Origin of the sequence: Paraburkholderia sp. RL17-381-BIF-C (assembly GCF_046026435.1) — a bacterium.
In the GTDB taxonomy this organism is placed as follows: Bacteria; Pseudomonadota; Gammaproteobacteria; order Burkholderiales; family Burkholderiaceae; genus Paraburkholderia.
This window is the reverse complement of the sequence record NZ_JARESX010000103.1, coordinates 1-20135: the sequence shown is the minus strand read 5'-3', so window position 1 is coordinate 20135 and position 20135 is coordinate 1. Positions and strand designations below refer to the sequence as shown.

The window sequence follows — 20135 nt, the reverse complement described above, 5'->3', positions numbered from 1 at the left end:
GCCGGAGTCGCGTTACTGCCCGGCAGCGGTGTATGAATTCGTGAAGAACGACGACGGCAGCGAGCGCCTCGTGATCAACGCGCAGAATTGCGTGCACTGCAAAACCTGCGATATCAAGGACCCGACGCAGAACATCGTGTGGGTGACGCCTGAAGGTGGCGGCGGTCCGAACTATCCGAACATGTAGTCGATCGCGCAGGGCGACCTGACATGGCCACCTCGCGTGCGATCCGAACCCCTCGACTTTCCCGTCAGGCTATTTATTTATCTGCGTAGCCATGTAGGAAATCCGCCCTCTAACCACTTCAATTGCCTGCTTGAGGGCGTACACGTCTGGAAGATAACGCTGCGGCAAGCGTATCTGGTTAGCATTCGCGTCGATCTGTTCGATCTCATTGCTCCATTGTGAAATCTGCTCCCGGCTCGGCCGCTCGCTTCGCCGTATCTCATCTTCAAGCAGCTTCACTTCGCGGTACCAGACTACGAGGCGGTTTTTGATCCGTGTCTCCGCGATTCGCGGCAGCGCCTGAAGCACCCCAAGCAGCAAAGCCGCGAAGGGCAGAAGAATCAGAAGACGCCGTTCGATAAAACTGGCCAGCCAGAACGGAAGGTAGCGTTGCAGGAACGGACGGCCAGATTTGAAATAGCGGATGCTTTCGTCGGAGACGGGAAATTCATCTGTGTTGACGTTGGGAAACGTGCCGAGTGGCGTGAAGTAATCTTCGCGGCCATGGACGGCGCTGGCCGCGTCCAGCAACAGATAGACGAAGGCAGGGTGCAACGAGTCTTTCGCCACCAGCAAAGCCGTAGCGGCGAGCAGGGTGACATCCGCCGGCGGACGATCGTTGGCAATGCTCGTCGAGCCGCGCGGAAAAATGACTTTGGAGAGTGCCGGAAATTTTTGGACTAGCGCGTCGGCCTGAGCAAAGCTCATTAGCTTCAGATTGCTGTTGAGCAGGGTTCGTTGCATATCGGCATCCGGCCTGCCGATAAAGAACGCCGCATCGAGTTGTCCCGTTTCGAGACCTTGATACGCTTTGGTCGCGTCCATTTGCAGCAGCTTGGCGTCGTCGCCGGAGACACCGCTGTAGGCGAGCAATTGCAGCGCGACGTTGAGCAGACCACTGCCAGGAACGCCAATGGAAATCCGCTTGCCACGCAATTGCGCCAACCGGTCAATCGTGGTGTCGCCGCGATAGAACACCCAGATCGGTTCGTACGACACCGCGGCGATCGTTTTGAGGTTGTCGGTCTCTTTCGGACTGGTCGTGCCTGACTGGATAAAGCCGACCTGGTAAGCGCTGTCTGGATCCTTCAGCCGCTGATAATTTTCGATCGAACCGGAAGAACTGCGGATATCGAGCGTCACGCCTTTGCGTTTCAGGATCGGGCCGTAGCGGTCCGCAAAGCCGCGATAGATTCCCTGGTCCGCCCCGGATGTGATGACGATCGTATGCTGAAACGCGGGTTCGAGAATGATCGCCAGCAACCAGCCCGACACGGCCAGCAGCAGAATCGCACCCGTGATGAAGAGCCACGGGCGCTTCGGCCTGATGGGTCCTTTCCGGGCGCGATGGAGAACGGGGTTGTTCCTTGGCACGTTTCGGCCTCTTTGGTCAGCCCTCCGAACGGGAGGAGCACAACGCTGCCCTAACGTGCGTAGCCTGCAGGCTACCCGGCTTCATGTCAACAATCCGGCAGGCGCTTTCTTCCTGCGCTGTATCGGCAATCAACCAGGCAGAAGGCGTTTGTCGGCGAACCCTTAGACGCCAGATAAACACCCGCGCCAGCAGCACCTCTCAGGCAAGTGCCACCACCGCGATTTCGACCAGCAACTCGGGCGCGGCAAGCTTCGCTTGCACCGTGGCGCGCGCGGGTGCGCTACCTTGCGGAACCCATGCGTCCCATACCTCGTTCATTCCCGCGAAATCGCGGGTAATGTCCGCGAGCCAGACCTGTGCGGAGACGAGTCGCGTCTTGTCGATGCCGGCCTTCTCCAAGAAATTGTCGATCTTCTCCAGCACCTTAGCGGTCTGGAGTTTCACGTCAGGGGTGTGATCGGCGGAAGTCTGGCCGCCGACGAATACGAGGCCGCCCGCCTTGACGACGCGGCTCATGCGTTGATTGGTTTCGATACGAACGATATCGGTCATGAAACTCTCTCCAGTTGAAGTCGAACGAAGTCGCCGCGCGCTGACTGCACGCACGACGGCGCAAAGAAATAACAGCGTTTAATGCGTCGCTAGAGACGAAGCACCGCTAAAGGACGACTCCGCGGTGCGGCCAAAGCGATCGATGGCAAACGCATCGAGCGAAATCGACGGCGCGCCGTCGAGCATCAGTTCGGACACCAGCTTGCCGCAGCCCGGCCCGAGCTGAAAGCCGCTGCCGCAATAGCCAAACGAGTAATACAGATCCGACGCCTTGCGGCTCGCGGAGATGACCGGCAGTTCATCTTCGGTAAACGCTTCGACGCCGGCCCACGCGCGGTTCACGCCAAGATTGCGCAGATGAGGAAACAGATCGGTCACGGTGCGCGCACTGCGCACGAGACGAACGAAATCGACTTCGCCGTGACGATTGGCCAGATCCGCAATGCCGATCAGCTTGCCGCCAATTACCACGGTGCCGTTGTCGAACTGCTTGAAAGACAGCGGCCTGCCCGTTGCGCCGAGCGTCGCGGAGCAGAACGGTGCAACACGATGCGTGACCATCAGCATCAAACCTTCGGGGTGCACCGGCACGGGCTCGCCGACCTGCTTCGCCAATTCGCCGGACCACGCGCCTGCGGTGACGAGCAGCTTTTGCGCGCTGAACGTGCCGTGTGACGTGACGGCGAACCATCGCGTGCCACGCTGTTCGATGCGGCGCACCGGCGTGCCTTCCAGAAACCGCGTGCCGAGTCGTTGCGCGGCGAGCCGGAATGCGGTGGTGGTTCGATAGGGCAGCGCGTAGCCGTCGCGCTCCACCCAGATTCCGCCAGTGACATGCCGCGCGAGCGCCGGTTCGAGTTCGAGCACGCTTTCCCGGTCGATGACCTTTTCGTGCGTGAATCCATGCGATTCGAGCAGGGCGACGCGCTCGCGGCATGCTTCGAGTTCGTCATCCGTTTCCGCGATCTTCAACTGACCGGAAGGAACGAAGCCGCCATCCTCACCGAGCAGATCGGTCATGCCGTGCCAGATTTCCCGCGACATCAGCGCAAGCGGAATCTCGGGCAATGGACGGCCCAGCGTGCGCACGCCGCCTGCATTCACGCCCGACGAATGACGCGCGACGTAGTCGGCTTCGAGCACGATCACCTTCGCGCCGCGCCGCGCCATGTGGAACGCGCTGCTCGTGCCATGCAGCCCGCCGCCGACCACGAGGACATCGGCTTCCTGAATGTCGGTCGTGTCACTCACCAGCGAGTTCTCCGAGCGTGAGCGGCTTGATCGGCGGACGGATGCGGTAGTAGCCGACTTCGGCGGGCGAGACGCGGCGGGCGTCGGCGATCACTTCCGTCACGGTGAGGCCGCACATGCGTCCCTGACACGGACCCATGCCGCAGCGTCCGAACGACTTCGCCTGATTCGGTCCGACACAGCCGAGTTCGACGAACTTGCGCAACTCGCCCGCGGTGACTTCCTCGCAACGGCACACGATAGTCTCGTCGCGCGGAATGCGATTGACGTCGCGCGGACGATACAGGCTGTCGAGAAAAGGCCGGATGCGCATCACGCCCGCCAGTGCGCGGCGATGCGCGACGGCTTCCGCGTCGCGTGTCGCCGGGGTGATCGCGCCGAGTTGCGCGGCCGCCGCGAGACCCGCGAGCGTGCCCTGCAAGGCCGCTGCCTGCGCGCCGCCGATGCCCGCGCCATCGCCCGCGACGAAAATGCCGGGCACGTCCAGTTCGCCCCATGCATCGACTTTCGGGGTGAAGCAGAGCTGCGCGTTGTCCCAGCGGTGCGACGCGCGCAGCGCTTGCGTGAATTGCGTGTTCGGCACGACGCCTTGGTGCAGCAGGATCACATCGGCTTCGATACGATGCGCCGTGCCTTGTGTCGTGAAGTGAAGCGCGGCGGCGCGCTCGACGTGATCCGTGCCGATGCGCGCTTCCACGCGCAGATCGTCCGCCGCCTCGAAGATCGGCACACCCGCTTCGCGCAGCGTGCGGATCAGTTGCAAGCCTTTGCTCAGAAACGGCCACGCGCGCAGCGCCGCCAGCGCGTGACGCTTCGCGCGCCAGCGGTCCTCGTGACGCGTGGTATCGACCAGCGCGCGGATCGGCACGCCGGCGCGCACATACTGCCAGCCGAGCAGATACAGCAGCGGCCCGCAGCCCGCCAGCACCGGCGGCGCGGCCGGCACTTCGCCCGCGCTCTTCAACAGAATTTGCGCTGCGCCCGCCGTCAGCACGCCGGGCAGCGTCCAGCCCGGAATCGGGAAGGGCCGCTCCAACGCACCGCTCGCGAGAATCACGCATTGCGCGTCGACGCTGCCGATCTTGCCGTCCTTCAGATAATTGACGCCGCGCTCGCGCGTGACCTGCCACACCGTCGCATGGGTCACGTGGCGCGCGCCGGAGGCGGCGAACGCATCGGCGATGGCGGAGCCCGCTGCGTAGTCCGGCCCGAGAATCTCCTTGCGGCGCGCATCGGCGCGGCCGATGCCGCGATAGATCTGGCCGCCCACGGCGTCCTGTTCGTCGATCAGCACGGTTTTGAGGCCGGCACGCGCGGCGCGCGTCGCTGCGCTCATGCCCGCGGGGCCGGCGCCCACCACAACGACGTCGACGGCTTCGGAAGCGAAATCGGATGCGAAATCAGCGGCCATGGGCGTTCTCCAACGGTGCGTCGGTCAGGTTTGCGGGCGGCAGGTCGCGCGCGCCTTCCTGCGAGCGGATTCGCATGCCGGCTTTGACTTCGACCATGCAGGCCTGGCGGCTCGGCACGCCATCGATTTCGACGAGACATTCGAAGCACGCGCCCATCATGCAGAAAGGCGCGCGCGCTGCGCCCGACACGGGCGTCGCACGAAAGCGCGATACGCCTGCGGCGAGCAGCGCCGCCGCCACGGAGCGGGCGCCCGGCACGGACAGCGGCCGGTCGTTGAACCAGATGTCGACGCTCGCAATGGCTGCGCCTTGCGCGTCCGGCAGCGGCTTGAAGAGTGTATGAGTCGATTGGGTAGTCATGTCGAATTCAATGAGCGGGAGTCAGTTCTCCGGCGTGCTCGAAGCGGCGCGCGGAGAAAGTGGGCAATTCCTCGGGCATCGGCGCGCCCATGATCCACGGCGCGACGCGCAGCGCATGCGCGGCCGCCAGCGTCACGCCGCTGTGGCAGGTGACGACGAACGCGCCGGGGTGCGCCTCGGACTGGTCATAGATCGGAAAACCGTCGGGACTGTAGACGCGCAACGCGGCCCACATGCGCACGAGCCGCACGTCATGCAACATCGGGAACGCGCGCACGCCGCGCCGGGCGATGTCGGCGAGTACATGCGTGGTCGTGAAATCGTTGAAGCCGACTTCTTCCATCGAATCGCCGAACTGCACGCTGCCTTCGTCGGTCTGGCGTACGTTGAGCGTCGGATACTCGAGAAACGGTGCGACGCGCTCGCTCACCAGCACCTGGCCGCGATTGGGCGCGACCGGCGCGTCGAGTCCGACGAACGGCGCGAGCGTGCGATTGCCGAGCCCGGCAGCGAGCACGACCCGCGCCGCGCGATACGTCCCGCGCTTTCCATGCACGACGAAGCCCTGCGCTTGCGGCTCGATGCGTTCCGCGCGTTCGCCCGACACGAGCCGCACGCCGCGCGCCTGCATGGCGGTGTGCAGTCCGCGCAGGAGCTTGAGCGGGTTCACGTGACCATCCATTGGCGTATAGCTCGCGCCGATCACCGCGGGGCCTATCTGCGGAATGCGCGCGCGGACTTCCGCGGCGTCGAGCATCTGGTAGGGGTAATCGCCCAGTTCGGCTTGCAGTGTCGAGAGGCGTTTTTCGCGTTCGGCGAGTTCGTTGTCGTCGAAGCAGAAGTGAAAGCCGCCGGGCTGACGCAATGCCACGTTCACGCCTGTTTCCTGCATCAGCGCTTCCGCGAGTCCCGGCCAGCGCGTGGCCGAACTGCGCGACCAACGTGCATAAGGCGACAGGCCATAGCCCTTGCCCTGAACCCAGACGAGGCCGAAATTGCCGCGCGACGCGCGAAAGCCGCCGTCGTCCTCGTCGAGCACGGTCACGCGCGCGCCTTCGCGGGCGAGTCCGTAGGCCACGGCCGAACCGACGAGGCCGCCGCCCAATACAAGGACGTCGGGGCTGGCGGTGCTGGTCAATGTCATCGGGTTTCTCCGATCAGAATGCGATCCAGGCCGACCATGCGGTCGAGCAGGATCATCAAAAGGACCGTGCCGACGATCAGCACCGCCGACACCGAAGCGACCAGCGGATCGATCGTCTGCGCGATCTGGTTGTACATGGCGACGGGCAGCGTGGTGGTGCCGGGCGTCGCGACGAAAATGGTCATGGTCAGTTCGTCGAAGCTCTGGATGAACGAGAGCACCCAGCCGCCCGCCACGCCGGTGCGGATCATCGGCAGCACCACGCGGCGAAAGGCGGTGAAGCGGCTCGCGCCACAGGAGAGCGCGGCGCGTTCGGCATCGCGATCCAGCCCGACCGCTGACGACAGCGCGAGCCGCAGCGCATACGGCAGCACGATGATTACGTGCGCGCACACCAGCGACCAGAACGATCCGGACAGATGCAGCAGCGACAGAAAGCGCAGGAACGCGATGCCGAGCACGACTGCCGGAATCATCATCGGCGAGAGGAAGAAGCTCGTGAGCGCGGCGCGGCCCGGAAAGCGATAGCGGGCGATCGCCAGCGCGGCAGGCACCGCCAGCAACACGCCGATCGTCGCCGCCGCGAACGCGAGCCGCACCGAGAGCCAGAACGCCGCGACGATGTCGCCGTTCTCGAGGATCGCGCGGAACCAGCGCAGCGACGCGCCGTCGAAAGGCATCGAGATGAAGCCCTTGTCGGTGAACGCCACGAGCATCACCACCGCGAGCGGCGCGAGAATGAAAGTCAGAAAGAACGCGTTGTAGACGAGGCCGAGAATGCCGTTCTGTTTCATGATCGTCTCCTTCGCTCAGTCGAAGATGTGCTGGAAGCGGCGTTCGGCGAGCCGGCTGCAACCCATCACGATCGCCACATTGGCGATCAGCAGTAGCACGGCGATAGTCGCGCCGAGCGGCCAGTTGAGCGTGCCGAGGAACTCGTCGTAGGCCGCGGTGGCGACCACCTTGAGGCGCCGGCCGCCGATCAGCGCGGGCGTGGCGAACGCCGAGGCCGACAACGCGAATACGATGATCGAGCCCGACAGCACGCCCGGCATGATCTGCGGCAGCACCACGCGGCGGAACACCGCGAACGGCGAGCCACCGAGCGAGCGGCCGGCCCATTCCACCTGCGGATCGAGCTTCTGCATCGTCGCCCAGACCGACATCACCATGAACGGCACCAGCACGTGGGTGAGCGCGATGATCATGCCGGTCATCGTGAACACGAGGCGGATGGGTTCGCTGGTGACGTGCAGCGCTTGCAGAACGTTATTCAGCACGCCGTTGTTGCCGAGCAGAATCTGCCAGCCGAGCGTGCGCACCACCACGGAGATGAGCAGCGGGCCCAGCACGATCAACAGACAGAGCGACTGCCACGGACGCCTCATGCGCGCGAGCACGATGGTCTCCGGCACGCCGAGCACGATGGACAGCAGCGTGACGGCGAAGGCGAGGCCGGCGGTGCGCAGGAAGATCGTGCCGTAATACGGGTCGCTGACGACTTCCCAGTAGTTGGCGAGCGTATAGGCGGCCGTGACACCCGCCGTATCGCTGAAGACGCGGAACGACAGCATCAGCGTGAGCAGCATCGGCACCAACAGCAAGCCGATGAACAACAGCAGCGCGGGCCCCGACAGCAGCCACGGCGCGGCGCCAGGGCGGGCGTCGTCAAGCGTGGCCATGAGGGCTCTCCTGGTTGTCTCGCGTGAGCACGCGCAGGTCGTCGTCGGTCCACGCAAGGCCGACTTCGTCGCCTTCCTCGGGCGGCGGCGCGCCGTGGTTCGGTTGCGCGATACGCAGCTTGCCGAGTTCGGTGTCCACTTCGAGCAGCCATTGATTGCCGACGAAAACACGTGTCGAGATGCGACCGCGCACCCGCGCATCGCCATTGGCCAGATGCACCTTTTCCGGACGGATGTACACGTTCACCGCGCCGTTGACATGACGGCCTTCGTGCGGGACATGCAGGGTGGTGCCCGCGACCTCTACCTCGGCGCAGCGCGGATTGCGGCGCAGCACTTCGCCGGAAAACGCATTGGTGCGCCCGAGGAACGTCGAGGCAAACGGCGTGGCGGGGCGCTCATACGCGTCGTAAGGCGTGCTCAGTTGCGCAATCACGCCGCGATGCATCACCGCGATGCGATCGCTCATGGTCATCGCTTCGACCTGATCGTGCGTGACGAGAATTGTCGTGATGCCGAGCCGCTTCTGGATCGCGCGCAATTCGATGTGCATCTCTTCGCGCAACTTGGCGTCGAGGTTGGACATCGGCTCGTCGAGCAGCAGCAGTTCGGGCTGCATCGCGATAGCGCGAGCAATCGCCACACGCTGCCGCTGGCCGCCCGACAGTTCCTTCGGATAGCGGTGCCCGAGGCCGTTCAGGCGCACGAGCGACAACGCCTCGGCAACGCGCTCATCGCGCTCCTTGCGCTTGACCTTGCGCATCTCCAACCCGAAGCCGACGTTGCCTGCCACCGTCATGTGCGGAAACAGCGCGTAGCTCTGGAATACCACGCCGATGCCCCGTTTCTCGGGACGCTCGTGCGTAATGTCGCGGCCATCGAGCAGGATGCTGCCGGTGGTCGGCGTGACGAAGCCCGCGACCATTTGCAGCGTGGTGGTCTTGCCGCAGCCGGACGGTCCGAGCAGCGAAAGCAGTTCACCACGTTCGACGGAAAGATCCAGGTGTTCGATTGCCGTGAAATCGCCGTAGCGTTTCGAGATGTTTTGCAAAGTCAGGAAGGCCATACGCCTTGCTCCTTCATCAGATCGCGCGCCGCGCGAGGGACTTGCTGGTGTCGGAGTTCAGCGTTCGACCGAACGGTTCCAGCGCTCGGTCCACTCGGTGCGATGCTGGTTGATCGTGGTCCAGTCCATCGCGGTCAGCTTCGAGATCTGTTCGGGACCGTAGGGCACGCGCGCGGCAATCTCCGGCGTGAGTTTGACGGTCTTGTTGACCGGACCCAGGCCGATGCCTTGCGCTTGCAACGCCTGCACTTCCGGGCTCAACAGGTATTGCACGAACTGCTGCGACAACTGCGGCTGGGCGTTTTCCGCGACGGCGCATGCCGCTACCTGCAGCGCGACCGCGCCTTCCTTCGGATAAATGAACTTGAGCGGAAAGCCGGTGTTCTGCAATGCGACTGCGCGGCCGCTGCCATAGGGCGCGAGGATCACGTCGCCCGCCTGCATCTGGCCGTCCATTTCGCCGGGCGTGGGCGCCCAGGAGAGTACGTTCGGCGCGACGTCCTTGGTCATCGCGGCGAAACCTGGATCGATGTTCTTCTCGCCGCCGCCGGAAAGACGCGCGAGCATCACGAGCGTATGCAGACCATAGGTGTTGGTGATCGGCGGCACGCCGAGTTTGCCCTTGATGCGGCTGTCCGTGAGCGCCTTCCACGAATCGGGCGGCGGCAGGCCGGCCTTCTTGAACGCCTCTTCGTTGTAGCCGATGCCGGTCGCCACCATGCCGACGCCGATCGCGGTCGGTCCGAGCTTCGCGAGCGGGTAGAGGTCTTTCATCACGGGCGCGTCGTCGAGCTTTGCGCACAGGTTGAGCTGCATCGCCTGATACATGGGACCATCGTCCATCACCGCGACGTTGATCTGCTGATGGCCTTTCTGCGCCTGCAACTTGGCGAGCGTATCGCTCGAATTTCCGGCGACGTAGACGATCTTGACGTTGTGCGCCTTTTCGAACGGCGGAATGATTTTTTGCCGGTAGACCTGCTCGTTCGAGCCGCCGACATTGGCGACATACAGCGTGGTCTCGGCTTGCGCGAAGAGCGGCGCGGCCAGGGCGGACGTGAATGAAAGCGCCGCGATGGCGGTGCGGGATGGGGCGGACAGACGGCGATGCAACGCTCTTCTCATGACGACGATCTCCAGTTCCGGTGTGGGGAGGCGGGCTTCACTGCCCGTCGTTACAATGCAGTGTCGCGCCGGCTGGTCATGTCGTCCAATACGAATAAAATACCTATCTATGCATGGATGATATGGATTGGTGGGCCTCGTCTAAGGGAGAATACGGATGAATCTCAAGCACATCGAGGCGTTTCGCGCGGTGATGGTGTCGGGATCGATGACCGCCGCGGCCAAGGCGCTCTTCACTTCGCAGCCGAACGTCAGCCGTCTGATCGCGCAGCTGGAGCGCGACACGGGCTTGCAGCTCTTTCAGCGCAGCGGCGTGCGTCTGATTCCAACCAGCGAGGGCGAGGCGTTCTTTCGCGAAGTCGAACGCGCGTTCGTCGGCTTGCAAGGGCTAGCGAACGCCGCGGCGCAGATTCGCAATCTCGGCAGCGGGCGTTTGCGCATCGCGGCAATGCCTTCGGCGGGCATGACGCTGGTCCCGCATGCGATCAAACGCTTTGTCGAGCTGTTCCCGGACGTCACCGTGTCGCTGCACGTGAATACGTCGGGCACTGTCAATCATTGGACGGCGTCGCAGTTTTGCGACCTCGGCGTGGCCGTGTATGTCAGCGAGGCATCCGATTGCGAGGTCGAGCAACTGTCGGATGTGGCTGCCGTGTGTGTGTTGCCCGCGGCGCATCGGCTGGCGGCGAAGCGCAGCATCAAGCCGGAGGATCTGGAAGGCGAGTCGTTCATCTCGCTGTGTCACGGCGACGGCACGCGTGCGATGATGGACGAGGTGTTCCAGCGCGCGGGCGTGCAGCGCGTCCTCGCGATCGAAGCGCAATACACTGCAATGTGCTGCGAGATGGTGCGTCACGGCATGGGGGTGACGCTGGCACATCCGATCGTCGCGCGCGACTTCGCAGGACCCGGGATCGAGATTCGCCCTTTCTTGCCGGCTACGCGTTTTCAGACCTATCTGCTGTTTCCTCCGCACCGGCCGCGGGAGCGGCTCGCATCGGCGTTCGTCGAGGTTTTGCGGGGCTTGCACGAGGAATTGCTGGCGGAGGTCGTGGCGCCGGCGCGGAGTGTGGCGGGACGCCGGCGGGTACGGGTGCGGAGTGGGGCTTGAGGGGCGCGAGTAAGGTGAGCAGTGGGCGTCCGGCGTCCCAGTGTAAACACTTGTGAGAATCCACATGAATCAAATGAGACAACCCGAAGACGCGCTCCACGCGTTTCAGAACGCCTGGAACCGCCACGACATGGAGTCCCTCGGAGCGTTGTTCCATGAGGACGCGACCTTCGTGAACCGGTTCGGGCACTACGTGCGCGGCGTCGAGGCGATCATCGAGCTGCATGCTGTCGATACGCTGATCCTTGCGGTGCTGACGCGGCAGGCTGGCGAGTGGCGAATCAAGGCGCTGGAGAACGTCACCCTGACGAATCCTCGCACGGGAGAAGCCATCTTGAGAGACGGCCGGGTGGTGTGATCGGGCAGCACAATCACTTTCACGACGTACGTTACCGGAAGCACCTGGGTTTACCAGATCAAGTCTGCCTTTTCCGGCACAGCGTTATAACATTGTGTGGATAACGCGGTAATAAGCAGCGGCGCTCAAGGCCGTGCAATTGCGCTTGCGCTTGCGAGAGCTTTGCGGTTCCGGCACTCCAGCCCACTAGCGTCCTATAGTGAACCGCTTTGGTCAATAGAGAGGTGTGCTCAGTTGATCGCTGGTGAACCTCGCCGGATACTCGTAGCGTCGCCCTTCGCTGACAGCCTCATGCTATCCGACGAAGGGCGCAGACCGATACGCCGCGGCCCCGGACTCGACTGAACTTGCCGGAAGGCTCCGGACATGGGAGACGAAGTATAAGCGGGACTGAAGGGGGCCTGAAATGGCGCACGCTGATCTGGCTGTACTTGAGGGTGTGGGAATTCTCTCGCTGGCTTGTCTTGTCGTATGCGGAATGTATCTGTACCTGTGCAGCGACAGATGCCGCAACCGAAAGCACCGACCGGAACCGCAACCCGGCGGCCCCCGATCCACCGGCCAATATGGCGAACCGTCTTCAGCAATCAAGGCAACCATGGGCACGCAACTCAGCGATCGCTGCAGATCCTCGCTCTATCGGGCCGTATTCAGTCACGCCGACGAAGACAGCATCGTGTTCGTGTTCGCCGGCACTCGCGAAGATGCCCGCGAGCGCGCGGCGAGCGCACTGGCTGCCATTCACACGATCCCGGTGCGGAACGTGCAACTCGCCGATCTTGCGTCGTTCCGCGAAATGGTCGACATTGGCGTGAGCGAGGACGAAGATCTGCGAATCTTCGAAATGGCCTGGAAAGGCGCGGACGTGAGCGCGTGGGCCGAACATCCACTCTTTCTTACTGACGACCCTGGATTGCTCGGCAAATGGGCCGAGTTGTACGGCGACCTCGCGCGCCAACTGGCCGTCGGCGCAATTGAAAAAGCGCGGAACTGATCTTCTGCCGACAGGTTGAATTCGCGGGGCGTGGGCTGTACGGAAGCGCCCCGTTTCGTTTGCGCTCGCGTCGACGAGTTCAGTGCAGGATGGTGCTTCCAGGTTTTGTGTGTCAGTATTGTCTATATGGAACTTCGTAACGTACCGACCCGGCTTTACCATCATCACGGCCGCAATCCAGTGCGCCGTGATTCGTTACGTCCATAGCAAGGAATTCGGGAGTTCGTTTTCTCCGTCTCCATGCACAAACGATCAAGGCGCCTCAGGCGCCTTTTTTTATTTTCCGGACTCGAGAGGATCTCATGACCATGATTCGCGGAACTCGTTTTATCGTTGGGAAGGAAGCCGCACAAATACGCACTCTGGAAGATCGGTTCCGGAGCTACCTTCATTGATGCCGGAGCCGAAGAGGCTATCGTGCCTGCCTTGTGGTCGCAGGATACGTTCGTCCAGAAGGCCGGCGGCAGTGAGATCATCGGCCAGATGTGGGCCTTTCCGGATAAGAAGGGACGACCTTGCTGCCTGATCCCGGAAGCCACGGCCTTATTCCAGGAGAGGTGCATCGCACTGCTTGGTCAACGAGAGGCGCGCATGCTGTTCTACGTTGCGCGCTGCTATCGATACGAGCGACCGCAGGCCGGCCGCTATCGGGAGTTTTCGCAACTGGGATTCGAATATCTTTGCGCAAATCCTGAACTGGCTGCGCAGCGGAGCCAGGAGATTGCGGTCGGCTTTCTCGATTCACTCGGAGTGCGTTATGAAATCGATGATGCGGCTCGCAGGGGACTCAGCTATTACCTGAACGGCCAAGGTTTCGAGATGCGCTGCACCGAACTCGGCGCGCAACAGCAAGTTGTAGGCGGAGGGGCATACCGGGAGGGCGCCGGCTTCGGCATCGGGGCAGAGCGGTTGCTGTTAGCCATGGCTGCTCAAGGGCTCATATAGCGAAGGGAAGATCGAGGGGGGCATTCACATGTCCCCTGTTCTCAGATAGTGGCCGTTCGCCCGCCGACCTGACTCATGCGCTGAAAGGCCGTTTGAGTTAGCACGCTATCGCCTATTGAATCACGCGTGTTAACTTCATTTTTTCCAATTCGGCAGATCGGAGTCGAATCATTAATCGGACGCCATTCCGGCAAAGAGCCGTCAACCAATAAATAGTGATTTAGTAATCTCGACTAACCCGATGGACCGAGGTTCGTTACGCCCGGGGCGCATACGCCGACGTTGAGCTATCCATAACAGTCTCTTCCTGAAAATACGCTTTATCGGCCCCGGCACGTACGCCGACTATATGCCTGCGTCACGCGTCGAGCCATGGACGTGGACGCACGCAGCTCCCTAATCCCGGCAAGCAGCCGCTTACACGATCAGACCGCACAACATTCGGCCTGCAGCCAGGTGCATGAAAGCATTTTCAGGAAATGGAAAATGCAATCCACACAATGCGCGCATTAATCGTCTCCTGCCGGCATATCGACATATATCGACATATATCGCAACCCCTCGCAAAGCATCAGATTAATATATGAATAAAAGAAAGTTGAAGATGAAAATTCGGATAACGAGCGTTTTGCTCGCGTTCGCCAGTCCGGCCGTGCACGCACAAAACTCGGTGCGCCTGTCAGGATCGGTCGACGCGGGTCTCGCCTACGTCAGCGACGCGGGCAACGCGAATGGTCATCGAAGTGCCTGGCAGGCGAAGAATGGCGACATCAACATCAGCCGATGGGCATTGTCCGGCAACGAGCAGATCTCCAGCGATCTCAGCGCGATTTTCACGCTGACCAACGGCTTTAACGTGATGAACGGCACCGCCGCGCAACAGGGCCGCCTGTTTGGTTTTCAGTCGTGGATGGGACTTGCTTCGCAGTCGACAGGCACGCTCACATTCGGTCGTCAGTTCGACGAAGTCGTTCAGTTCGTCGAGCCGTTCGCGCTGGGCGGCACACGATACGGCGGTACCGCTTTCGCGCACGTTTTCGACAACGACAACCTCGACAATTACACACGCACGAACAATTCGGTCAAATACACGAGTCCGGTGTTGCTGGGTGGACTGAAGCTCGGCGCGCTATATGGCTTCTCGAACGAAGCGGGCGGCTTCGCGGATAACCGTGGCTACAGTTTTGGTCTCGGGTATCAGTACACCAATCTGGACCTCGGTGCGGGCTACTTTCAATTCAATAACGCATCGAACCTCGCGACGGCCAATACGAACGGCGCCGAACCGGCCGGCGCGCCGTTCAACGCGGAGCGGCAGCGCACCTGGGCGGCGGGCGGCCTTTATCATTTCACTCAAACGGCGGTCGGCCTCATATTGAGCGAAACGCGGCTGGACAAAGCCTCGTCGATCAACAACGTGGCCGATACCGCTATCAGCCTGCCCGGCGACGACGTGCGCTTCGACAACGTCGAAATCAACGTGCGCTACGCCGTCACTCCGAGGTGGGATATTTCGGCTGCCTATACATTCACGCTCGGCCGTTTCGCCACGCCGACGGGCGTGCGCTATCCGAAGTGGCATCAGGCCGGCATCGTCAACACCTACTTCCTGTCGCCCAGCACCGACGTCTATACGGAAGCCATCTATCAACGCGCCAACCAACTGCAAGGAACCGGGATTCAGGGCGCGCAGATCTCGAACTTCTCGCGCGCGTCCGGCGCGAACCAGTTCGTCGCCGCCTTGGGGCTGAGGCACCGTTTTTAGTCGACCCGTCATGGTCGGCGCGCCGAGGGGCTCTGTCGCAATCCGCAGCGGCAGCCGTGGCTGCGCTGGCCGGACCGCACGTTATCGAGCGGGTCGATAGCTCTGGCTTTAGCTGAAGACAACTGATCAAACCCCGCCAAGCCGTTCCTCTGAACAGCAAAGGCGGGGATTGCTTCAGGCATTGAAGGCCACCGCGCGAGGATCGTGCGTCGTTCGTTCTCTCTGTAACCCGCTATCATCGTTTTTCGTCACCAAGGAGAACAAGCGATGAGTCGCCCGGATTTCATCAAGCACTGGACCGAACTGGAAGAGCCGCATGCGCATTGCTATCGGGGTGACTCCGAGCCGATGGGACTCGACGCGCCCCTCTCCGCCGCGATGGGTATTACGCGGATCGGCATACATCATGTCAGGCTCTTGCCGGGTCGGCGCACTTCATATCCGCATGCTGAAAGTACCGAGCAAGAGTTTGTCTACGTGCTTCAAGGCAAGCCCGATGTCTGGATCGACGGCGTTCTGCACGCTCTTGTCGAAGGCGACTCGGTTGCGTTTCCGGCCGGCACCGGTATCTGCCACACGTTCATCAACAACACTGCCGACGAAGTCAGGCTGATGGTGATCGGCGAGCGCCCGCGCGAAGACAACCGTATCCGATATCCGCTAAATGAAGCGTACGAACTGACGCGCGCGGACCGCTGGACGGACTGGCCAATCAGACCGATCGGCGATCATGACGGGAAGCCGGAGTAACGTTCGCTTCCAAAGCGCGGACAGTTCATACGCAGCGTCAACGGCAATGTCGGCGCGCGCTGGACGCAGTTTTCCAGGCGCCTTTCGATTCGTCGCCGCGGCGACACGCGCTCACGCGTGGTCGGGCCGATCCCACGGAGGCGTTCCGCCGAATGCATCGACGAGGAAATCGATCAACGCGCGCATCTTGGCGCTAATGTGTCGACGACTCGGGTACAACGCTTGTACGTCGATGTCAGGCAGACGATACTCAGGCAAGACCCGAACGAGATGGCTGGCACGCAGGTCGTTGCCGACCAGAAACGTGGGCTGCCAGATCACGCCTTGCCCGGCAAGCGCGGCAGCACGCGCTGTGTCGCCATTGTTGGTGCGCATGTGGCAGTTGACCTTCACGATGTGAGCCTTGCCATTTCTGTCGATCAGTTGCCACTCGTCGCCGGTGGCCGCATACGAGTAGCCGATGCATCGATGCTCGTTCAGGTCCGCGGGCGCTGCGGGATATCCGTAACGCGCGAGGTAAGCCGGCGACGCACACAGAATGTTGGTGGATGTCGCAAGCTTGCGGGCTGCGTAGTTAGTCGAGCCGGCGCGTGAGATGCGAATGGCGAGGTCGTAACCTTCGTCGACAATATCGACGACGCGGTCGATCAGCGAGACGTCGAGCTCCACTTCGGGATATTTCCGCATGAACTCGGGCCATAGCGGCGCCAGGTGCAGAATCCCAAAACTCACAGGCGCATTGATGCGCAGCCGGCCGCGCGGTTCGATCGACGCGGACGACACGAGCCCCTCGGTCTCGGCGACGTCGTCGAGAATGGATTTGCAGCGTGAGTAAAAGGTCTCGCCGCCCTCTGTGAGCGAGAGTTTGCGTGATGTGCGATTCAGCAGGCGCGTGCCGAGATGCGCCTCCAACTCATTCACGTAGCGGGTCACGTTGGCGGGCGAGGTTTCGAGCACATCGGCCGCTCGCGTGAAGCTGCCTCGGCTCACCACGGTCACGAAGACTTCAAAAGCGCGCAGCCGGTCCATGTCGGTTCCCGATCATTCATAATTGCTGAATGATATACCTATGTTTTGCGCCTTTCTGCATGCATGGCTGAAGCCTATAGTGCTTTCCACGGACCGAGGTATTCGGCCTCGGTCGACAAACTGCTGCAGGAGATTGAACATGCAACGCTTGAATGGAAAAGTCGCCATCGTGACCGGTGCCAGCGCGGGAATTGGCCGGGCCACCGCAAAACTATTCGCTGCGGAAGGTGCGAAAGTGGTGATCGCGGCGCGCCGCGAAGCTGAACTTGAAACGCTCGCTGCTGAGATTGCCGACGCGGGTGGTGAAGCCGCTTTCCTGGCGGGCGACGTGCAGTCGGAGGACTTCGCAAAAGCGCTGGTGGCGCTCGCCGTCAGCCGCTTTGGCCGGCTCGACATTGCCTATAACAACGCCGGCACGCTGGGCGAAATGGGCCCGAGCACAGGCGTGTCGGAGGCTGGCTGGTCGGCGGCATTGGCGACCAATCTGACGAGTGCGTTTCTGGGCGCGAAGCACCAGATCCCCGAAATGGTGAAGCAAGGCGGCGGATCGATCATCTTTACGTCGACGTTCGTCGGGTATTCATTCGCGTTCCCCGGCACCGCGGCCTACGCTGCGAGCAAAGCCGGACTGATTGGGCTGACGCAGGCGCTCGCTGCCGAGTACGGCCCGCAAGGCGTGCGCGTCAACGCGATTCTGCCCGGCGCCGTGGATACACCAATGTATCGCGACATGAACGATACGGCCGAGTCACAAGCGTTCGTCACCGCGTTGCATGCGCTCAAGCGGGTTGCGCGGCCGGAGGAACTTGCCCGTTCGGTGCTCTATCTGGCGTCCGACGACTCGTCTTTCGTGACCGGCACTGCTTCGCTAGTGGATGGCGGCGCATCGATTACACGCACGTGAAATTCCGGGCGGCGTCCGGGACCTCGATTGAAGAGATCGTCCACGTGAACAGGCTGCGCTTCGTGGCCTACACCAGTTCGCGGCATGTGAAGTTCGAATCGCGAATCCCGGACGCCGGCTCACGCATAGCGCGCGAGGAACAGGTCAGCGACTGATTCCGCGAGCTGACTTTGCTCCTGTTCGCCGAGCGGCGCCTGGCCCATCGTCACCTGCGGCCAGAATGCAAAGCCCTTCACCAACACCTGCAACTGCAGCGCCGCGAAAAGCGGGTCGTCGGTCTTGAGACGGCCGTCCGCGGCGGCCGCCCGGACCCACACGGTCAGGTCTTCTTCGCGTTCACCGAGGCGGGCGACCATATCCCGCGCGCGTTCCGGCGAATGAATTCCGGCCGCTATTGCCACGCGTGCAAGCGACAGAAAAGACTCGTCGTTTAGCAGCCGCAGCTTGCGGCCCAACAGGTCGAGCAACTGTGTGCGCAATGGTTCGTCGGCACGGTAGGCGGGCGCGTCGCCCTGCTGGCTCGCGTCCCAAAGCCGATGAAGAATCGCCGCGAAAAGGGCTTCCTTGCTTGGGAAATGGTTATAGACCGTACGTTTCGAGACGTTCGCGCGGGCGGCGATACGGTCCATGCTGGTCGCGTCGTAACCGGCCGCGAGGAATTCCTCGATCGCGGCGCCGACAATGGCGGCACGTTTGCGGTCTGTCAGGCGTTGAGGGGTGTCACTTGAATCCATGAGCGGATTTTACACCGGGCAGTTTACTTTTCTCGAAAATAAACTACACTGCCGAGTGTACATTTTTCTTTGGACCGCCTATCTCATGACGTCGCTCCCCGCCTTTGTCAGCCGCGTGCTCGGCGTTACCGCCGCGAAACGCGGCCGCGCGTTGTCCAGCCACTCACCGCAGCACGACGGTGAACGTTTTCGCAACGTCAAGCCGCGTCCCGTCGAAGGCCTGCGCAAGACGCTTGGGATCGCGTGGAACCTGCTGTTCAACAAACCGCGCGGCACGGTGCCGACGGTCGCGTTGCCTGTGGGCGCGCTGACGCGTTCGCAGCTCGACGAGGCGCCCGACCGCAGCCTCTACCGGCTCGGCCACTCGACGATGCTGCTGAAGCTGCGCGGCCAGTTCTGGCTGACCGATCCCGTTTTTGCCGAGCGTGCGTCGCCATTCCGGAATCTGGGCCCGAAGCGCTTCCATGCGCCGCCGATCGCGCTGGCCGATTTGCCGCCGCTACGAGGCGTGATCCTGTCACACGATCACTACGACCATCTGGATCGCGAAACCGTGCTCTCGCTCGCGCAGAGCACCGGTGTGTTTCTGACACCGCTCGGCGTGGGTGACCGGTTGATCGAATGGGGCATCGACGCTGAGAAAGTACGGCAGCTCGACTGGTGGCAAGGCACGGAGATGGGTGGCATGCAGTTCACCGCGACGCCCGCGCAGCACTTTTCCGGCCGTAGCCTGTTCGACGGCAACAGCACGTTATGGGCGTCGTGGGTGATCGTCGACGATGATCTGCGTGTTTTCTTCAGCGGCGACACCGGCTACTTCGACGGCTTCAGGACGATCGGCGAGCGCCTTGGACCATTCGACGTCACGCTGGTCGAGACCGGCGCATACGACCCACAGTGGCCGTACGTTCATATGCAGCCCGAAGAAACCGTGCAGGCGCACATCGATCTGCGCGGCCGCTGGCTCGTGCCCATTCACAACGGCACGTTCGACCTCGCGATGCACCACTGGCAGGAGCCGTTCGAAAGGGTGAGCGGCCTCGCTCTCGTGCATGGTGTCGCGCTCTCGACGCCCGGCATGGGCGAGCGGCTGGATCTGAGCGCCCCGCATCGCGGCGAACGCTGGTGGCGCCATGCCGTCGAGACCGCCGCTGCGCCGAAGACCGCATGGCGCCTGTGCGCGTCGCGCAATGCCGCAGACGCGGAGTCTTCCTGAAGCCTGATTGGCGCCGCCTGGTCGTCGGGTGATTGCGCGTCGCAATACCTCATTCGCCAACACTCATTTACAGGTCTCCGCTACTCAGAAGTGGAATATCGCACAGGCTACAAAGCGAGCCAGTCTATCGGCGCAA

At 62.4% G+C, this 20135-nt stretch carries 21 protein-coding genes; 9 read left to right on the top strand and 12 right to left on the bottom strand.

The annotated features are described in order from the left end of the window. Positions 1-187, top strand: a 187-nt coding sequence (locus P0D70_RS33585; protein ID WP_408187675.1) for a 4Fe-4S dicluster domain-containing protein, incomplete at its 5' end; no start/stop codon positions are given. A 69-nt stretch (positions 188-256) separates the two neighbouring features. Here the strand turns inward: P0D70_RS33585 and P0D70_RS33580 are convergent. The 10 genes from P0D70_RS33580 to P0D70_RS33535 form a co-directional block, all read right to left on the bottom strand. Next, positions 257-1600 carry a TAXI family TRAP transporter solute-binding subunit gene (locus P0D70_RS33580; protein ID WP_408187674.1) on the bottom strand — a complete coding sequence of 448 codons (1344 nt, stop codon included), beginning with the start codon at positions 1598-1600 and terminating at the stop codon, positions 257-259. A gap of 199 nt (positions 1601-1799) precedes the next feature. Continuing rightward, complete coding sequence (locus tag P0D70_RS33575; RefSeq protein WP_408187673.1) at positions 1800-2153, bottom strand: RidA family protein; 354 nt, start codon at positions 2151-2153, stop codon at positions 1800-1802. 78 nt (positions 2154-2231) lie between these two features. Then, the gene (locus P0D70_RS33570; protein ID WP_091804465.1) at positions 2232-3404 is read right to left on the bottom strand and encodes an NAD(P)/FAD-dependent oxidoreductase; all 1173 of its coding nucleotides are present in this window, start codon (positions 3402-3404) and stop codon (positions 2232-2234) included. Continuing rightward, entirely contained in the window at positions 3397-4815 is a 1419-nt protein-coding gene (locus P0D70_RS33565) for an FAD-dependent oxidoreductase (RefSeq protein WP_408187672.1), read from the bottom strand. The genes P0D70_RS33570 and P0D70_RS33565 overlap by 8 nt, the downstream gene beginning before the upstream one ends. Further along, positions 4805-5176: a (2Fe-2S)-binding protein gene (locus P0D70_RS33560; RefSeq protein ID WP_408187671.1), complete on the bottom strand. Its 372-nt coding sequence runs from the start codon at positions 5174-5176 to the stop codon at positions 4805-4807. The genes P0D70_RS33565 and P0D70_RS33560 overlap by 11 nt, the downstream gene beginning before the upstream one ends. Before the next feature lie 7 nt (positions 5177-5183). After that, the gene (locus P0D70_RS33555; RefSeq protein WP_408187670.1) at positions 5184-6320 is read right to left on the bottom strand and encodes an NAD(P)/FAD-dependent oxidoreductase; all 1137 of its coding nucleotides are present in this window, start codon (positions 6318-6320) and stop codon (positions 5184-5186) included. Beyond that, positions 6317-7114 carry an ABC transporter permease gene (locus P0D70_RS33550; protein ID WP_091804452.1) on the bottom strand — a complete coding sequence of 266 codons (798 nt, stop codon included), beginning with the start codon at positions 7112-7114 and terminating at the stop codon, positions 6317-6319. Before P0D70_RS33550 ends, P0D70_RS33555 begins: the two co-directional genes overlap by 4 nt. A gap of 15 nt (positions 7115-7129) precedes the next feature. After that, on the bottom strand, positions 7130-8002 hold the full coding sequence (locus P0D70_RS33545) for an ABC transporter permease (protein WP_408187669.1): 873 nt from the start codon (positions 8000-8002) through the stop codon (positions 7130-7132). Further along, positions 7989-9068 carry an ABC transporter ATP-binding protein gene (locus tag P0D70_RS33540; protein ID WP_091804446.1) on the bottom strand — a complete coding sequence of 360 codons (1080 nt, stop codon included), beginning with the start codon at positions 9066-9068 and terminating at the stop codon, positions 7989-7991. The genes P0D70_RS33545 and P0D70_RS33540 overlap by 14 nt, the downstream gene beginning before the upstream one ends. Positions 9069-9125: 57 nt before the next feature. Next, complete coding sequence (locus tag P0D70_RS33535) at positions 9126-10193, bottom strand: ABC transporter substrate-binding protein (RefSeq protein ID WP_408187668.1); 1068 nt, start codon at positions 10191-10193, stop codon at positions 9126-9128. A gap of 157 nt (positions 10194-10350) precedes the next feature. On the opposite strand from P0D70_RS33535, the gene P0D70_RS33530 reads away from it, so the two are divergent. The 6 genes from P0D70_RS33530 to P0D70_RS33505 all read left to right on the top strand — a co-directional run bounded on the left by P0D70_RS33530 (position 10351) and on the right by P0D70_RS33505 (position 16116). Continuing rightward, the gene (locus P0D70_RS33530) at positions 10351-11304 is read left to right on the top strand and encodes a LysR substrate-binding domain-containing protein (protein WP_408187667.1); all 954 of its coding nucleotides are present in this window, start codon (positions 10351-10353) and stop codon (positions 11302-11304) included. Positions 11305-11377: 73 nt separating this feature from the next. Then, the gene (locus P0D70_RS33525; RefSeq protein ID WP_408187666.1) at positions 11378-11662 is read left to right on the top strand and encodes a YybH family protein; all 285 of its coding nucleotides are present in this window, start codon (positions 11378-11380) and stop codon (positions 11660-11662) included. Positions 11663-12260: 598 nt separating this feature from the next. After that, the gene (locus P0D70_RS33520) at positions 12261-12656 is read left to right on the top strand and encodes a hypothetical protein (protein WP_408187665.1); all 396 of its coding nucleotides are present in this window, start codon (positions 12261-12263) and stop codon (positions 12654-12656) included. 333 nt (positions 12657-12989) lie between these two features. Continuing rightward, positions 12990-13601 carry an ATP phosphoribosyltransferase regulatory subunit gene (locus P0D70_RS33515; RefSeq protein ID WP_408187664.1) on the top strand — a complete coding sequence of 204 codons (612 nt, stop codon included), beginning with the start codon at positions 12990-12992 and terminating at the stop codon, positions 13599-13601. A gap of 583 nt (positions 13602-14184) precedes the next feature. Next, on the top strand, positions 14185-15366 hold the full coding sequence (locus tag P0D70_RS33510) for a porin (protein ID WP_408187663.1): 1182 nt from the start codon (positions 14185-14187) through the stop codon (positions 15364-15366). Between the two features lie 267 nt (positions 15367-15633). Next, on the top strand, positions 15634-16116 hold the full coding sequence (locus P0D70_RS33505; RefSeq protein WP_091804430.1) for a cupin domain-containing protein: 483 nt from the start codon (positions 15634-15636) through the stop codon (positions 16114-16116). 111 nt (positions 16117-16227) lie between these two features. Here P0D70_RS33505 and P0D70_RS33500 read toward each other — a convergent pair whose 3' ends face one another. Then, a complete protein-coding gene (locus P0D70_RS33500; protein WP_408187662.1) occupies positions 16228-17145 on the bottom strand; it encodes a LysR family transcriptional regulator in 918 nt (305 codons plus the stop codon). A 139-nt stretch (positions 17146-17284) separates the two neighbouring features. Between P0D70_RS33500 and P0D70_RS33495 the strand changes: the two genes are divergently transcribed. After that, positions 17285-18049, top strand: coding sequence for an SDR family oxidoreductase (locus P0D70_RS33495; protein ID WP_408187661.1), 765 nt, complete (start codon positions 17285-17287; stop codon positions 18047-18049). 119 nt (positions 18050-18168) lie between these two features. On the opposite strand, the gene P0D70_RS33490 is transcribed toward P0D70_RS33495, so the two are convergent. Then, positions 18169-18783 carry a TetR/AcrR family transcriptional regulator gene (locus tag P0D70_RS33490; protein ID WP_408187660.1) on the bottom strand — a complete coding sequence of 205 codons (615 nt, stop codon included), beginning with the start codon at positions 18781-18783 and terminating at the stop codon, positions 18169-18171. Positions 18784-18868: 85 nt separating this feature from the next. Between P0D70_RS33490 and P0D70_RS33485 the strand changes: the two genes are divergently transcribed. Continuing rightward, a complete protein-coding gene (locus P0D70_RS33485; protein ID WP_408187659.1) occupies positions 18869-19999 on the top strand; it encodes an MBL fold metallo-hydrolase in 1131 nt (376 codons plus the stop codon). Positions 20000-20135: the final 136 nt, after the last annotated feature.

What these genes read in the sequence shown, in the direction of transcription:
- P0D70_RS33575 (WP_408187673.1), bottom strand. Translation starts at nt 2,153, where the DNA reads ATGACCGATATCGTTCGTATCGAAACCAATCAACGCATGAGCCGCGTC.
- P0D70_RS33565 (WP_408187672.1), bottom strand. Translation starts at nt 4,815, where the DNA reads ATGGCCGCTGATTTCGCATCCGATTTCGCTTCCGAAGCCGTCGACGTC.
- P0D70_RS33560 (WP_408187671.1), bottom strand. Translation starts at nt 5,176, where the DNA reads ATGACTACCCAATCGACTCATACACTCTTCAAGCCGCTGCCGGACGCG.
- P0D70_RS33555 (WP_408187670.1), bottom strand. Translation starts at nt 6,320, where the DNA reads ATGACATTGACCAGCACCGCCAGCCCCGACGTCCTTGTATTGGGCGGC.
- P0D70_RS33550 (WP_091804452.1), bottom strand. Translation starts at nt 7,114, where the DNA reads ATGAAACAGAACGGCATTCTCGGCCTCGTCTACAACGCGTTCTTTCTG.
- P0D70_RS33545 (WP_408187669.1), bottom strand. Translation starts at nt 8,002, where the DNA reads ATGGCCACGCTTGACGACGCCCGCCCTGGCGCCGCGCCGTGGCTGCTG.
- P0D70_RS33540 (WP_091804446.1), bottom strand. Translation starts at nt 9,068, where the DNA reads ATGGCCTTCCTGACTTTGCAAAACATCTCGAAACGCTACGGCGATTTC.
- P0D70_RS33535 (WP_408187668.1), bottom strand. Translation starts at nt 10,193, where the DNA reads ATGAGAAGAGCGTTGCATCGCCGTCTGTCCGCCCCATCCCGCACCGCC.
- P0D70_RS33530 (WP_408187667.1), top strand. Translation starts at nt 10,351, where the DNA reads ATGAATCTCAAGCACATCGAGGCGTTTCGCGCGGTGATGGTGTCGGGA.
- P0D70_RS33525 (WP_408187666.1), top strand. Translation starts at nt 11,378, where the DNA reads ATGAGACAACCCGAAGACGCGCTCCACGCGTTTCAGAACGCCTGGAAC.
- P0D70_RS33520 (WP_408187665.1), top strand. Translation starts at nt 12,261, where the DNA reads ATGGGCACGCAACTCAGCGATCGCTGCAGATCCTCGCTCTATCGGGCC.
- P0D70_RS33510 (WP_408187663.1), top strand. Translation starts at nt 14,185, where the DNA reads ATGAATAAAAGAAAGTTGAAGATGAAAATTCGGATAACGAGCGTTTTG.
- P0D70_RS33505 (WP_091804430.1), top strand. Translation starts at nt 15,634, where the DNA reads ATGAGTCGCCCGGATTTCATCAAGCACTGGACCGAACTGGAAGAGCCG.
- P0D70_RS33500 (WP_408187662.1), bottom strand. Translation starts at nt 17,145, where the DNA reads ATGGACCGGCTGCGCGCTTTTGAAGTCTTCGTGACCGTGGTGAGCCGA.
- P0D70_RS33495 (WP_408187661.1), top strand. Translation starts at nt 17,285, where the DNA reads ATGCAACGCTTGAATGGAAAAGTCGCCATCGTGACCGGTGCCAGCGCG.
- P0D70_RS33490 (WP_408187660.1), bottom strand. Translation starts at nt 18,783, where the DNA reads ATGGATTCAAGTGACACCCCTCAACGCCTGACAGACCGCAAACGTGCC.
- P0D70_RS33485 (WP_408187659.1), top strand. Translation starts at nt 18,869, where the DNA reads ATGACGTCGCTCCCCGCCTTTGTCAGCCGCGTGCTCGGCGTTACCGCC.